Origin of the sequence: Roseobacter sp. MED193 (genome assembly GCF_000152965.1) — a bacterium.
Taxonomy (GTDB): domain Bacteria; phylum Pseudomonadota; class Alphaproteobacteria; order Rhodobacterales; family Rhodobacteraceae; genus Pseudophaeobacter.
This window is the reverse complement of the sequence record NZ_CH902583.1, coordinates 957,044-969,967: the sequence shown is the minus strand read 5'-3', so window position 1 is coordinate 969,967 and position 12,924 is coordinate 957,044. Positions and strand designations below refer to the sequence as shown.

Annotated in this window: 10 protein-coding genes; 7 read left to right on the top strand and 3 right to left on the bottom strand. The window is 57.7% G+C overall.

Annotation, left to right across the window (positions count from 1 at the left end):
• The 7 genes from ftsA (at position 1) to MED193_RS07070 (ending at position 9,611) form a co-directional block, all read left to right on the top strand.
• On the top strand, positions 1-1,335 hold the full coding sequence (gene ftsA / locus MED193_RS07100) for a cell division protein FtsA (protein ID WP_009809005.1): 1,335 nt from the start codon (positions 1-3) through the stop codon (positions 1,333-1,335).
• A 375-nt stretch (positions 1,336-1,710) separates the two neighbouring features.
• A complete protein-coding gene (gene ftsZ / locus MED193_RS07095; protein ID WP_039965998.1) occupies positions 1,711-3,429 on the top strand; it encodes a cell division protein FtsZ in 1,719 nt (572 codons plus the stop codon).
• A gap of 210 nt (positions 3,430-3,639) precedes the next feature.
• Positions 3,640-4,575: a UDP-3-O-acyl-N-acetylglucosamine deacetylase gene (gene lpxC / locus MED193_RS07090; RefSeq protein WP_039965997.1), complete on the top strand. Its 936-nt coding sequence runs from the start codon at positions 3,640-3,642 to the stop codon at positions 4,573-4,575.
• Positions 4,576-4,864: 289 nt separating this feature from the next.
• On the top strand, positions 4,865-5,713 hold the full coding sequence (locus MED193_RS07085) for an outer membrane protein assembly factor BamD (protein ID WP_009809002.1): 849 nt from the start codon (positions 4,865-4,867) through the stop codon (positions 5,711-5,713).
• Between the two features lie 36 nt (positions 5,714-5,749).
• Positions 5,750-7,396, top strand: a complete 1,647-nt coding sequence (recN, locus tag MED193_RS07080; RefSeq protein ID WP_009809001.1) for a DNA repair protein RecN — start codon at positions 5,750-5,752, stop codon at positions 7,394-7,396.
• 111 nt (positions 7,397-7,507) lie between these two features.
• Complete coding sequence (locus MED193_RS07075; protein WP_039965995.1) at positions 7,508-9,190, top strand: chloride channel protein; 1,683 nt, start codon at positions 7,508-7,510, stop codon at positions 9,188-9,190.
• Between the two features lie 232 nt (positions 9,191-9,422).
• Complete coding sequence (locus tag MED193_RS07070; RefSeq protein WP_009808999.1) at positions 9,423-9,611, top strand: hypothetical protein; 189 nt, start codon at positions 9,423-9,425, stop codon at positions 9,609-9,611.
• A 389-nt stretch (positions 9,612-10,000) separates the two neighbouring features.
• Here the strand turns inward: MED193_RS07070 and MED193_RS07065 are convergent, their stop codons facing one another.
• The 3 genes from MED193_RS07065 to MED193_RS07055 all read right to left on the bottom strand — a co-directional run bounded on the left by MED193_RS07065 (position 10,001) and on the right by MED193_RS07055 (position 12,917).
• The gene (locus MED193_RS07065; protein ID WP_009808998.1) at positions 10,001-10,342 is read right to left on the bottom strand and encodes a DUF427 domain-containing protein; all 342 of its coding nucleotides are present in this window, start codon (positions 10,340-10,342) and stop codon (positions 10,001-10,003) included.
• Between the two features lie 62 nt (positions 10,343-10,404).
• Positions 10,405-12,195 (bottom strand): aminopeptidase P family protein, encoded by a 1,791-nt coding sequence (locus MED193_RS07060; protein ID WP_009808997.1) that lies wholly within the window; start codon positions 12,193-12,195, stop codon positions 10,405-10,407.
• 74 nt (positions 12,196-12,269) lie between these two features.
• On the bottom strand, positions 12,270-12,917 hold the full coding sequence (locus MED193_RS07055) for a 2-hydroxychromene-2-carboxylate isomerase (protein WP_009808996.1): 648 nt from the start codon (positions 12,915-12,917) through the stop codon (positions 12,270-12,272).
• Positions 12,918-12,924 lie beyond the last annotated feature (7 nt).

The following is a 12,924-nucleotide window of genomic DNA, read 5'->3' as shown; positions in this document are numbered from 1 at the left end:
ATGACGGATCTGTATCAGTCCCAGCGCGCGATGCGGCAGATGCGCCGTCAGGCGATGCAGCGCGGTGTTGTGGCCATTCTGGATATCGGCAGTTCAAAGATTGCCTGCCTAGTGTTGCGCTTTGATGGCTCCGGTCGGCTCAGCGAAGATAACTCCATTGGTTCCTTGGCTGGCCAGTCGGGATTTCGGGTGATTGGCGCGGCCACCACCCGATCGCGCGGGGTGCAGTTTGGCGAAATCACCGCCATGCAAGAAACCGAACGCGCCATTCGCACCGCTGTGCAGGCGGCGCAAAAGATGGCCGGGGTTCGGGTGGATCACGTGATTGCCAGTTTTTCGGGCGCCAATCCACGCTCCTATGGTCTGGATGCCCGGCTGGAGTTGGACGGCCAGGAAGTCTCTGAGACGGAGATCGCCCAGGTCTTGGCCGCCTGTGAGGTGCCGGAATATGGTTCTGACCGCGAAGTCTTGCACGCGCAGCCAGTGAACTTTGCTTTGGACAATCGCTCTGGTCTAGCAGACCCGCGCGGACAGCTGGGGCAGACACTGGCGGTGGATATGCACATGCTGACGGTAGATACTGGCACGGTGCAAAACCTGGTGCGCTGCATTCAGCGCTGCGATCTGGAACTTGCTGGCATTGCCTCCTCTGCCTATGCCTCAGGCTATGCGGCACTGGTCGAAGATGAACAAGAGCTTGGGGCGGCCTGCATCGATATGGGCGGCGGCTCTACCTCGATCTCGGTTTTTATGAAAAAGCACATGATCTATGCGGATGCGGTGCGCATGGGCGGCGACCACATTACCAGTGACATTTCGATGGGGCTGGGCGTGCCTATGGCCAATGCCGAACGGATCAAGACCTTTTGTGGAGGCGTGCATGCCACGGGGGTGGATGACCGCGATATGATCGACATCGGCGGAGATACTGGCGATTGGGAGCATGATCGACGCACGGTGAGCCGCGCGGAACTGATTGGCATTATGCGTCCCCGCGTTGAGGAAATTCTGGAAGAGGTGCGCACACGGCTGGATGCTGCCGGGTTTGAATACCTGCCGAGCCAGCAGATCGTCCTGACTGGCGGATCCAGTCAGATCTTGGGGCTGGACGGATTAGCGACGCGTATTCTGGGGCAACAGGTCAGACTGGGGCGCCCACTTCGGGTGCACGGCTTGCCACAATCGGCCACTGGCCCCGGCTTTGCCTCTGCGGTTGGTCTTTGTCTCTTTGCCGCCCATCCGCAGGATGAGTGGTGGGATTTTGAGACGCCGGTTGATCGCTACCCAGCCCGTTCCCTGAGCCGAGCGGTGCGTTGGTTCCGCGATAACTGGTAACAGAGGCGAAAAAAATATCCCCAGCCTGTGGAAAACTTGGATTGCGCCGGGTGACAGGGCTGGGAAAACCCGTTAAAAAAGATTCAACAGTCGCAAAAGCGACGTGGAACTGCCGAGCAGAAGGCAACCGTTAAATTTGAACCCGTGCCCCTGGTGGATATGCCGCTGGGGTGTCTATGCTATTGTGGTGAGGCTGGCGGGTTTATACCAAATCTGCCTGCGTAAGCGGAGTTTTGCGGGTTTTATCTAAGTAATGGGCCATATTTTGTGGCAGATTTCGTTTTTTGGGATGACGAGACTCCGCCTTCACGGTAGGATTAAGGCGGAAAATAGGAATAGCCCTTGCGGGAGGGCTGAGTAACAGGCGGAAAGAGCATGACATTGAACCTTTCGATGCCCGGGCAGGAAGAGCTGGCCCCTAAGATCACCGTGTTCGGTGTCGGTGGCGCAGGTGGCAATGCGGTCAACAATATGATCGCAAAAGAGCTGGAAGGTGTCGATTTTGTCGTCGCCAATACCGATGCTCAGGCCCTGCAACAAAACGCGGCAAAAAGCCGGATCCAATTGGGCGTTAAAGTCACCGAGGGACTTGGTGCTGGGGCGCGCCCCTCTGTTGGGTCGGCCTCTGCTGAGGAAAGCATTGAACAGATCGTTGACCACCTGGCGGGCGCGCATATGTGCTTTATCACTGCTGGGATGGGGGGCGGCACCGGTACGGGTGCGGCGCCGATCATCGCGCAGGCCGCCCGGGAACTGGGTGTGCTAACCGTCGGTGTTGTCACCAAGCCCTTCCAGTTTGAAGGCAATAAGCGGATGAAGCAGGCCGAGGAGGGCGTCGAAGCCCTGCAAAAGGTCGTTGATACCCTTATTATCATTCCCAACCAGAACCTGTTCCGCTTGGCCAATGAAAAGACCACCTTCACAGAGGCCTTCTCGATGGCCGATGACGTGTTGTATCAGGGCGTCAAAGGCGTGACTGATCTGATGGTACGTCCGGGCCTGATTAATCTCGACTTTGCGGACGTGCGCGCCGTAATGGACGAGATGGGCAAGGCAATGATGGGCACTGGTGAGGCCGAGGGCGAAGATCGCGCTGTTCAGGCCGCTGAAAAGGCAATTGCCAACCCATTGCTTGATGAAATCAGCCTGCGTGGCGCCAAGGGTGTGCTTATCAACATTACCGGCGCACATGATCTCACGCTGTTCGAACTGGACGAGGCAGCAAACCGCATTCGCGAAGAGGTGGATCCAGAGGCCAATATTATTGTGGGCTCCACCCTGGATACGGCAATGGAAGGCAAGATGCGGGTTTCCGTTGTGGCGACCGGTATTGATGCAACCGAAGTGATGACTGAAATGCCGGTCCCACGTCGGCCCATGTCGGCTCCGCTGAAGAAATCTGTCAGCAATGAGCAACCCCGCTCTGCGCCGCTGGAATTGAATACTCCCGTGGAGCAACCTCAGGTTGCGTCAGACTCGGCGCCAGCGGCCCAGGAGCCCTCGTTGTTTGAGAGCCTCGATGTGCAGCAGGTTGCTGCGCAGGAGCAGGCCGAAGACATTTTTGAAGAGATCGAGGAAACCGGCCAGGATGGGTTGCCACAGCCTGCCTATCAGCCGCAGGTTCAGGCCTTCCAGCCTCAGGCAGAAGCTGTTGAAGAGCAGCCCGAGGCCTCCTTTGTTGCGCCTAAGGCACCTGCACCTGGAACCCCCTCAGCTGATGCCATCGTGCGCCTTCAGGCCGCCGCTGCCCGTGCCCAGGGTCAGCAGCCCATGGCTCAACCCGCGCCGCAACAGCAAGCCCGGGTTCAGGCCTCTGCGGCGCAGCAACCTCAGCAGCGCCCTTCTGCTGGATCTGCGTCTCAGGAGGCTGAACCTCAGTCGGAACAGCGCCGGTTTGGTCTGAATTCTCTGATCCACCGGATGACTGGCAGTGCAGCGGAAACCCAGGCTGCAAAACCGCAGCCAGTGCGACAGCAGCCCCCTGTTCAGCAGCCAGCAGCCGCCCCTCAGGCGCAGCCAGTTCAGCAACAAGCGACGGATGCAGAGCAGGATCGTATCGAAATTCCCGCTTTCCTGCGGCGTCAAGCAAATTAACCTTTCACTAATCATTATTAAGGGGCTGCCTTTGGGCGGCCCTTTTTTGTTTAAATAGAGTGGTTTAGTCGGGTTTGAGCAGTGTTTTGCCTATCTGTTACAGGGATGTTTCAATCCGTTACAAAGATTGAGTTGTGGCTTTTTTGTGAACTCCTTACCTGTCTTTCCAACACGGCGCCTGTCGCCGGACCAAGGGACTAGGAGCACAAGGTGCAAAATACGCTTAAGGCATCAGTGACATTTGAAGGGGTGGGCCTACATTCAGGTCAATCCACACGCTTGGTCGTTCATCCAGCAGCAGCTGGACATGGCATCGTCTTCAAACGTACTGACATTGCTTTGGGCAATACACTTGTTCCCGCTCTTTGGGATCATGTGGAACGCACGGCGCTTTGCACCCGGCTGGTCAATGCCTCCGGTGTTTCGGTCTCAACCGTTGAACATGTGATGGCAGCCTTGGCTGGCTGTGGTATCCACAATGCTCTCATCGAAATTGATGGTCCGGAGGTTCCAATTTTGGATGGCTCTTCGGCTGAGTTTGTGCGCGGCTTTCTGGGGCAGGGCATTCACCGTCTGGCGCAGCCAGTGTCCGCGATTGAGGTTCTCAAACCTGTCACGGTTGAAAAGGATGGCGCCACAGCCACCCTGTTGCCCTGTGATCGCCTAATGATTGAATTCCATATCGACTTTGACGAACAGGCCATTGGCCGCCAAAGCCGTGTTCTGGATCTGCGTAATGGTGCTTTTGTGCGTGAGTTGTGCGATAGCCGCACCTTCTGCCGCCGCGCCGATGTTGAAACCATGCAGGCCAATGGTCTGGCGCTTGGGGGTGTCCCTGGCGAAAACGCGATTGTCTTTGATGGCAGCCGGGTTGAGAGTGGTGCCGGGCTGCGCCATTCTGACGAACCTGTGCGACACAAGATGCTGGATGCATTGGGCGACTTGGCCCTGGCTGGCGGCCCTCTGTTGGGGCGCTATGTCGGTGACCGTGCTGGCCATGCGCTGACCAACACTCTGCTGCGTGAACTCTTTGCCACCCCCGGTGCTATGCGTCGTGTGGATTGCGATCTTGCGATGACGGCGCGCCTGCCCGGACAGGGACTTGTCCGGTCTGAAATCCCGCGCAGCATCCGCCGCGTCGCCTAACAACGACTCTTGCTGCTGCCCTGACTGTATTGTTGAGTTGGGGTACTTGTCCCCCTTCGATCTCGCCCCTCTACAGGTCCCGTTCAGCGGGACTCTTTTGCCGTTTGAGAGGCGAAGCCTCGCCGTTGAGCAGGCCTTGCCGGGCGGAGAGGCTTGACCATTCCAAACATTCTCTGCCAAGTGGGGGCGAAGTGGGTGAAAGGCGTTTTGCAAGCCGATTGAATGTGCTAAACGGGGCAGAACCCGGGGCACGGCACCCGAAAGTCAACGACGGTGAGGTTTAGGCAATATGATCGGCATCAAGGCAGGAGCCAAATTTGTCAGCGCGGCTCTGTTGATGGCTGCACTCTCTGGATGTGGCGGGGATGGTGGCGCCGCTGATCAGACCGTGCCGCTGGAGAGCTACACACCTCAGCAGATCTTTGAACGTGGTGAATTTGAACTGGCGCGCAGCCGTACCAAAGATGCTGCTTTCTACTTCTCTGAAATTGAGCGTCTTTACCCCTATTCCGAATTCGCCAAACAGGCCCTGATCATGCAGGCCTTTGCCAATCATCAGTCCAAAGACTATGAGGCCAGTCGCGGTGCGGCGCAGCGGTTCATTGATTTCTATCCCACAGATGAAGACGCCGCCTATGCGCAGTATCTCTTGGCCCTCAGCTACTATGATCAGATCGACGAAGTTGGTCGGGATCAGGGGCTCACCTTTCAGGCGCTGCAATCCCTGCGCACGGTGATCGAAGTCTACCCTGACAGTGAATATGCAACCTCGGCAATTTTGAAATTCGATTTGGCTTTTGACCATTTGGCGGGCAAGGAAATGGAGATTGGCCGCTATTACCTGCGCCGTGGCCACTATACTTCGGCGATCAGTCGTTTCCGGGTTGTGGTTGAAGACTTCCAAACCACCAGCCATACGGCAGAAGCTTTGCATCGCCTTGTCGAGGCCTATCTGTCCTTGGGGCTGACCGAAGAGGCTCAAACCGCGGGGGCTATACTTGGCCATAACTACCAATCCACCGATTGGTATGAAGACAGCTATAAACTGCTGACATCGCAGGGGCTAAAGCTCAAAGATCGCGGGAACAACTGGTTGAGCCAGATCTACCGTCAATCGATCAAAGGGCGCTGGCTCTAAGCTGCCTGCCGACGAAACAAGGCGATAAATCCGGCCATGCTGCGTGCACTCGATATTCGTGATCTCTTGATCATTGACCACCTGGAGCTGGCTTTTCAGCCAGGTTTGAACGTGTTGACCGGCGAAACCGGGGCAGGCAAATCCATCCTGCTCGACTCCCTTGGGTTTGTTCTGGGCTGGCGCGGGCGCGCGGAACTGGTGCGGCAGGGGGCTGCCCAGGGGGAGGTTATCGCGGAATTCGACATCGAAGAAGGCCACCCGGCCCATGCTATTTTAGACGAAGCGGGGCTGCCTGGCGGTGATGAGTTGGTGCTGCGGCGGGTCAATACAGCGGATGGTCGTAAAACGGCTTGGGTCAATGACCGGCGCTGCTCTGGCGAAGTCCTGCGGCGCCTCTCGGAAACCCTGGTTGAACTGCACGGTCAGCATGATGATCGCGGGCTTTTGAACCCACGTGGGCACCGGGCGCTGCTGGATGCCTTTGCCTCGGTCACGGATCTGCTGGCACAGACCCGGTCCGCATGGGGGACGGTGGCCAAGGCACGCAAAACGGTGCAGGCAACTCGAGATGCCCTGGAGGCTGTCAGGGCCGAAGAGGAGTTTCTGCGCCATGCGGTGGCAGAACTTGACAAGGTCGACCCTCAGATCGGCGAGGATGAGAGCCTGGATGCCCGGCGCCGTCAGATGCAACAAGCTGAGCGCATTCGCGGCGATATCGCCAGAGCGCATGCCCTGTTAAGCGAAGGCGCTGAGGCCTCACTGGGGGAAGCGCAGCGCTGGCTTGAAGGGGTGGAGGGTGCCGAGGATACCGGATTGACTGCGCCACTGGCTGCGCTGAGCCGGGCAATGGTCGAACTGGGCGACGCCCAAGATGGTGTGCTACGGGTGCTCGAGGGGTTGGAGTTCAATCCCGGAGATCTGGAAGACTGCGAAGCCCGGTTGTTCGAAATCAGAGCTTTGGCCCGCAAATATTCGGTTCAGCCCGATGATCTGGCTACTCATGCCGACCAATTGCGAGAAAAACTTGCGGCTTTGGACGCGGGCGACCAGGATCTTGCAGATCAGGAGGCGGCACTTTCCCAGGCGGAAGCCGACTACCAGACCTTGGCAGATCAGCTGAGCGCTGCACGTTGCGACAATGCCGAGGCGCTAGACCGTGCCGTCATGGCCGAGCTAGCACCCCTGAAAATGGAGCGGGCAGTGTTCAAAACACTGATCGACCCAGCGGAGCCTGGTCCTGAGGGCTATGACGCGGTGGCCTTTACTGTGGCCACCAACCCAGGCGCCCCATCCGGGCCACTGAATAAGATCGCCTCGGGCGGCGAATTGAGCCGTTTCTTGCTTGCATTGAAAGTCTGTTTGCGGGGCAATGACCAAAGCAAAACACTGATTTTTGATGAGATTGATCGTGGTGTTGGCGGGGCAACTGCCGATGCAGTGGGGCGTCGCCTAAAATCTCTTGCCGCCTCTGGCCAGGTGCTGGTGGTGACGCATTCTCCGCAGGTGGCTGCCCAGGGTGGGTTTCACTGGCGGGTGCAAAAGCGAGTTGCAGAGGGTATTACCCTGTCTGAGGTCGTGCCCTTGGATGCCGAAGATCGCATTGATGAGATTGCCCGAATGGTTTCCGGTGATACAATCACCCCAGAGGCCCGCGCGGCTGCACGGGCGCTCTTGGCCAGCTAGGGCAAGTGGTAGGCGCGAAATTTCGCTCGCCGTTCGTGTGATCCCAACCAATTGTTTACGCTCTGTTTCTATTTTGAACAGAGACACCCAAAGCCATTACACAGGATCCAAATGCCCAAGACACGAGACATCGCGCAGGCTGCCCTCTCTTCCAGCTGGATGTCTGGAGCTCGGGACCTTTGGAGGGTTCTGCTACACCGAGGGCCCAGTCAGTTTCAGTTTTGGATGATTGCCCTGCTGATCGGTATCAGCGCGGGATTTGCGGCCCTGTTGTTTCGCAAGGGGATTTCGGCGCTGCAGGCCTGGGTTTATGGCGCAGAAGATGCCAACTACCTTCATAGCTTTGCAGCAGACCTTCCCTGGTACTGGCTGATTTTGATTGCCACTCTGGGCGGCTTGATCGTTGGCCTTATCCTGGATCGCTTTACGCCGGATGGGCGGGTGCGCTCGGTGGCGGATGTGATCGAAGGGGCCGCTCTCCATGAGGGACGAGTGGAAGCGAAAGCAGGCCTGGCCTCTGCGATTGCCTCGTTCTTGACCCTCTCCACGGGGGGATCGACCGGCCGCGAAGGGCCGGTGGTGCATCTGGCAGGGGTTATTTCGAGCTGGGTGAGCGACAAGATCCGCGCCGATGGGATCACCGGGCGGGATTTGTTGGGCTGCGCCGTCGCAGCCGCGGTTTCGGCCAGCTTCAATGCTCCGATCGCAGGAGCGCTGTTCGCGCTGGAGGTGGTTCTGCGTCATCTTGCGGTTCATGCCTTTGCTCCCATTGTGATTGCATCGGTGGCGGGAACGGTGATCAACCGACTGGCCTATGGGGATGTGACCGAATTCTCCATGCAAACTCCGGGGGCGTTGCAGTTCTATGTGGAGTTGCCCGCGTTTTTGATGCTGGGAGTGATCTGCGGGCTGGTGGCCGTTGTCCTGATGCGGGCGATCTTTTTCACCGACCAAGTTGGAGATGCGATACAAAAGAGGCTGCGGATCCCCCGTTGGCTGCGACCTGCAATTTCGGGTCTGCTGCTGGGGGGGATTGCGATCTGGTACCCTCATATCATTGGGGTTGGCTATGAAACGACAGAACTGGCACTGACAGGTGGCTTGGTCCTGTCGCAGGCGCTGATCTTTGTGGTCGTCAAAACAGCCGCGGTAGCGATTACCATGGGGGGGCGTATGGGCGGTGGTGTTTTCTCACCCTCTCTGATGATTGGCGCCCTGACCGGCTTGGCCTTCGGCCTGATAGCGACCTCCTTCCTGCCGGATGTGTCCGGTAACCATACGCTCTATGCCTTTGCTGGGATGGGGGCGGTCGCTGCTGCCGTTCTGGGTGCGCCCATATCGACGACCTTGATCGTCTTTGAACTGACCGGGGAGTGGCAAATTGGCCTCGCGGTCATGGTAGCGGTGTCTATTTCTACCGCTCTCGCCTCGCGTCTTGTGGATCGGTCCTTTTTCCTGACCCAGTTGGAGCGGCGCAATATTCACTGTGCGGCAGGGCCGCAGGCCTATCTTTTGGCTTTGCTGAAATCCGATGCGGTGATGCGTCCACTGGGAGACCCGCGCTGCGCTTCGCGTGAAGAGTGCGAGGCTTTGCTGGGTCAGGGGTTGAGCCTCGATATGGGGGCTTCTCTGGAGGCGGCTTTGCCTATCTTTGATCGCGCAGAGGTGGCCTTCTTGCCCGTGGTCTCGATGCATGAGGGCAAAGAGCAACTCTGTGGGGCGATCTACCATGTCGACGCGTTGAAGGCCTTTAACCGGGCTCTGGTTGCGATTGCTGCAGAAGAACACAGTTAAAATTGCCCATCTCGAACCTTTAGTGTCTGTAGGATTCAGGAGATTTGGTGAAATTTTGGGCAAGAGTTTTATGATATACCCACGCACAAGCGTGATTTTTGCGAAATTTCGCCAAAATGCGAGGTATCTACATCACATATTGGTTAATTTTTTCTTTCTATTGATTCGCACTTTGGATTGTCGGATTCTGTTTTTGCGGTAATATTCGTTACCCTTGGGCGGAAGGAAGAAAATGCGTGCTTTTCAAGGCGGCCCAGAAGAGGCTGCGCAAAGTTCGGCTGTAGGTGAGCAGGAAAAAGAACAGGCTTCTCTGGAGGCATTGATAGACTATGCAATTCAATGCGCCATGGAGACCAATGTCTTTAGTGCGGACGAGAGATTAGAAGATGTGCGGCGCAACCTGTGCCGTGCTGTGCTGTAGCAAAGCGAGAAAAACACAGTTCAGGTGCGCAGAAAGTTCAGGTGCGCAGAAAGTTCAGGTGCGCAGAAAGTTCAGGTGCGCAGTAGGTCATTGCGGATCCTCTGTGCAGTCTCTGGGCCTTGGGGCGGGTGTCTGATATCCGCGATCCATTGGGCTGATCCAAGCGGTGTGCTTTGATATTTTGCGCGCATAGCCCGTTCTGGCATCTCTCTGCCAGTTAGCGCGTATTTCCCACTAGAATCTTACTTTAGGGCCTTCTGGGGCCGTGAGGTTGCAAAGCCCTCTAGACATCGTCTTTCATAGCAAACTTTGGGCCCCAAGAAACTGCGACACTTCTTTGCCGCAGCTCCCTGCTGTTATGGGATTATCGGGGGGCGGCAGTTCTTGGATCAGATCTGCTCGACTTTGACAGAGTCACTTACATGAAAGGCAAGATAGCCTTTGATTTCTGCAAGATCTTCATTTGGAGCTTCATAGCTCCAGACTGCATTTTCACTCACAGAGGATTTATTGACGATCGAGTAATAGGTTGCATCGCCCTTATGGGGGCAATGGGTGGTTTTGGCGCTGGGGTCCAAAAGGGCTGTCGCGATGTCTTCACGGGGGAAGTAGATCACCGGTTCATAGCCATCTTCGTCCAATTCCAGCGCGCGCGTGGTCTCACCCAATACGGCGCCGCCGGAACGGACAACCCAGGTACCAGTGGCCTTGCGGATACGAATATTGCTCATGTCTTCCCCCGAATTGTTTCTCATGGCACGTCTCTATGCCCAAACTATGTAACAATCTGTTATCAGATTGCTTTGGTGACGTCATCCAGCCAGGTTTGCGCTGCAGAACTAACGTGAGGGCGCAGTTTCGCGGCTGTCTCGGCGTGATAGCTATTGAGCCAGTCCCTCTCAGCTGTCGTTAGCATTTCGGTGCAGATCAGGCGTCGGTCAATTGGTGCATAGGTCAGCCCGCGCCAGCACAGCATGTCACGTTCGCTGTCCCCGGTTTCCAGTGCGGGGGCTGGTTCGACCACCAAGAGGTTCTCGATGCGGATGCCAAAGGCTCCCTCGCGGTAGTAGCCTGGCTCGTTGGAAAGGATCATCCCGGGTTCCAGCGGCACGGTGGACACTCTGCTCAACCGCTGCGGCCCTTCATGGACGCTGAGATATACACCAACCCCATGACCCAGCCCGTGGTTAAAGTCCTGTCCGGCCAACCAGAGCGGCATTCGTCCCACGGCCTCGATGTCACGGCCAGCCAAGCCTTTGGGCCAGCGTAGGCGGGACATGGCGATCATGCCTTGCAGCACCCGGGTAAAGGCGGCGCGTTCCTCGGCGCCAGGCGTGCCGATGGCAATGGTGCGGGTGATGTCGGTGGTCCCGTCCAGATATTGCCCACCGCTGTCCAGGACCAGCAAATTCCCCTCTTCCAAGCGGCTGTTGCTTTCCTCGGTCACGCGATAATGCATCACGGCCCCGTTTTCGCCGGTGCCAACAATCGTTTCAAAACTGATGTCACGTAGGGCAGGGTCGTTCCGACGCAGGGTCTCGAGCTGTTTGGCCACCTCGATTTCGGTGAGGCTGCCGACGGGCTGTGCATCCAGCCAGCACAGCAGCTCTACCACTGCGGCGCCGTCACGCAGGTGCGCTGCCGCAGTCCCTGCGATCTCGGCCGCGTTTTTGCGCGCTTTGGGCAGGGCGCAGGGATCACCAGCGTCCACCAGGCGGGCGCCGAGGGCATCTGCCACGATCTGGGGCAGGCTGCCACTGTCTGCGGCGACGGAGCCATTGAGAGCAGCAACTGTTTGCACAAACGTCTCTGGCGCGTGGGGGGTGACGCTGGCAGGAAGATGGTCTTTGATCTCATGCAGCTTTTCTGAGGCCATAAACAGATCTACCCTGGCGTCGTCATGCAGGATGGCAAAGCCATGCGCGAGGGGATTGCGCGCGACATCTGAGCCGCGGATATTCAACAACCACATAATGCTATCGGGCAGGGTGATCACGGCTGCTGAATGGCTGGCCTGACGCAGATCTTTGGCCAGACGTTCACATTTCTGCGTCGCAGGCTCTCCGGCGTAGTCCAGCGCGTGAGGCAGGGCAGGGTTCATGGGCGGGGCGGGCTGATCCTCCCAGATCCGGTCCACAAGATTGTCACACTGCACCAGCGTAATAGCTGTACCTTCCAGCTCCTGTGTCAGTGTCTTGATTTGTGCGGCGGCATGCAGCCAAGGGTCAAAGCCGACCTTGCCTCCAGTCGGAAGCTGCTCTTTTAGCCAGTCACCAAGCTGAACCTCAGGCCAGGGGACCGGCGTAAAGAGATCGGCAACCTGCCGCTTGACCTGAGTGCGGTAGCGCCCGTCGATGAAGACCCCGGCGCGGTTGACAAGCGCGGCACAAAATCCGGCAGATCCGGTAAACCCAGTGAGCCAGCTGAGCCGCTCATCGTGGGGGGCGACATATTCGCCCTGATGCGCATCGGCGCGGGGCACCAAGAAACCATCTAGCCCTTCACGGCTCAGTTCTGCACGCAGGGCCTCTAGTCTAGGGGGGCCTTGTTCGGGGCGGGCTGTGACATCATAGGTCTGAAACATGGAGGTCTCCTGCTTGGGCGGGTGTCAGCGGCGCCAGAGAACCCGGAAGCCTGGCCAGGCGCAACCCATGAATTTCAGCTGTCGCTGACGGACGGATTATTGAACCGGCCTCTGGCAAAGGGATGTGTCAGAGCGTGCTCCAGCAATTCCAGATGATCCTGACCATAGTAAGGATCCCCATCCAGAACATAGGTCGGGGAGCCAAAGAGGTTCATCGCGAGAGCAGTTTTGGTATTGTCTTCCAAAACTTGTTGTACGTCGGGCCGCATCGCCCCTGCGAGCAGGGGGGCTGGGTCCAGCCCTGCGGACTGTGCGGCTTTGCTAAGATCATCTTGATTCATCAGGTCGATGTCATCCCGCCAGTGCGCCTGCAACAGGGCATTGGTTAAGGCGTCGACATCCTGTCCCAGCTGCGCGGCGAGGATAACCATCCCGCTTGACAGGGTCAGCGCGTTGTCATGGTAGGTGGGGCGATGGTCTAGGATGGGCAAGCCACGATAGGCGGCCCAGCGTTCGATCTCGCGGCCAAAGAAATAATCGACATGGGCCTGGCTCCGCCCAGCAAAGGGTTGGCCCCCTGCCTGTTCAACGACCGGAGACAGCAAAAAGGGCCGGTGTACCAGTTCACAGTGATGGGCTGCACAGATTTCACCCAGACGTTTGGAGCCCAGATAGGCATAGGCGGAATGGGTGGAGTAAAAATACTCGATCCTATGCGGCATCCTACCT

Bases quoted from the DNA above. Each gene is read 5' to 3' on its own strand.
- ftsA (WP_009809005.1), top strand. From the start codon at position 1: ATGACGGATCTGTATCAGTCCCAGCGCGCGATGCGGCAGATGCGCCGT.
- ftsZ (WP_039965998.1), top strand. From the start codon at position 1,711: ATGACATTGAACCTTTCGATGCCCGGGCAGGAAGAGCTGGCCCCTAAG.
- MED193_RS07085 (WP_009809002.1), top strand. From the start codon at position 4,865: ATGATCGGCATCAAGGCAGGAGCCAAATTTGTCAGCGCGGCTCTGTTG.
- recN (WP_009809001.1), top strand. From the start codon at position 5,750: ATGCTGCGTGCACTCGATATTCGTGATCTCTTGATCATTGACCACCTG.
- MED193_RS07075 (WP_039965995.1), top strand. From the start codon at position 7,508: ATGCCCAAGACACGAGACATCGCGCAGGCTGCCCTCTCTTCCAGCTGG.
- MED193_RS07070 (WP_009808999.1), top strand. From the start codon at position 9,423: ATGCGTGCTTTTCAAGGCGGCCCAGAAGAGGCTGCGCAAAGTTCGGCT.
- MED193_RS07065 (WP_009808998.1), bottom strand. From the start codon at position 10,342: ATGAGCAATATTCGTATCCGCAAGGCCACTGGTACCTGGGTTGTCCGT.
- MED193_RS07060 (WP_009808997.1), bottom strand. From the start codon at position 12,195: ATGTTTCAGACCTATGATGTCACAGCCCGCCCCGAACAAGGCCCCCCT.
- MED193_RS07055 (WP_009808996.1), bottom strand. From the start codon at position 12,917: ATGCCGCATAGGATCGAGTATTTTTACTCCACCCATTCCGCCTATGCC.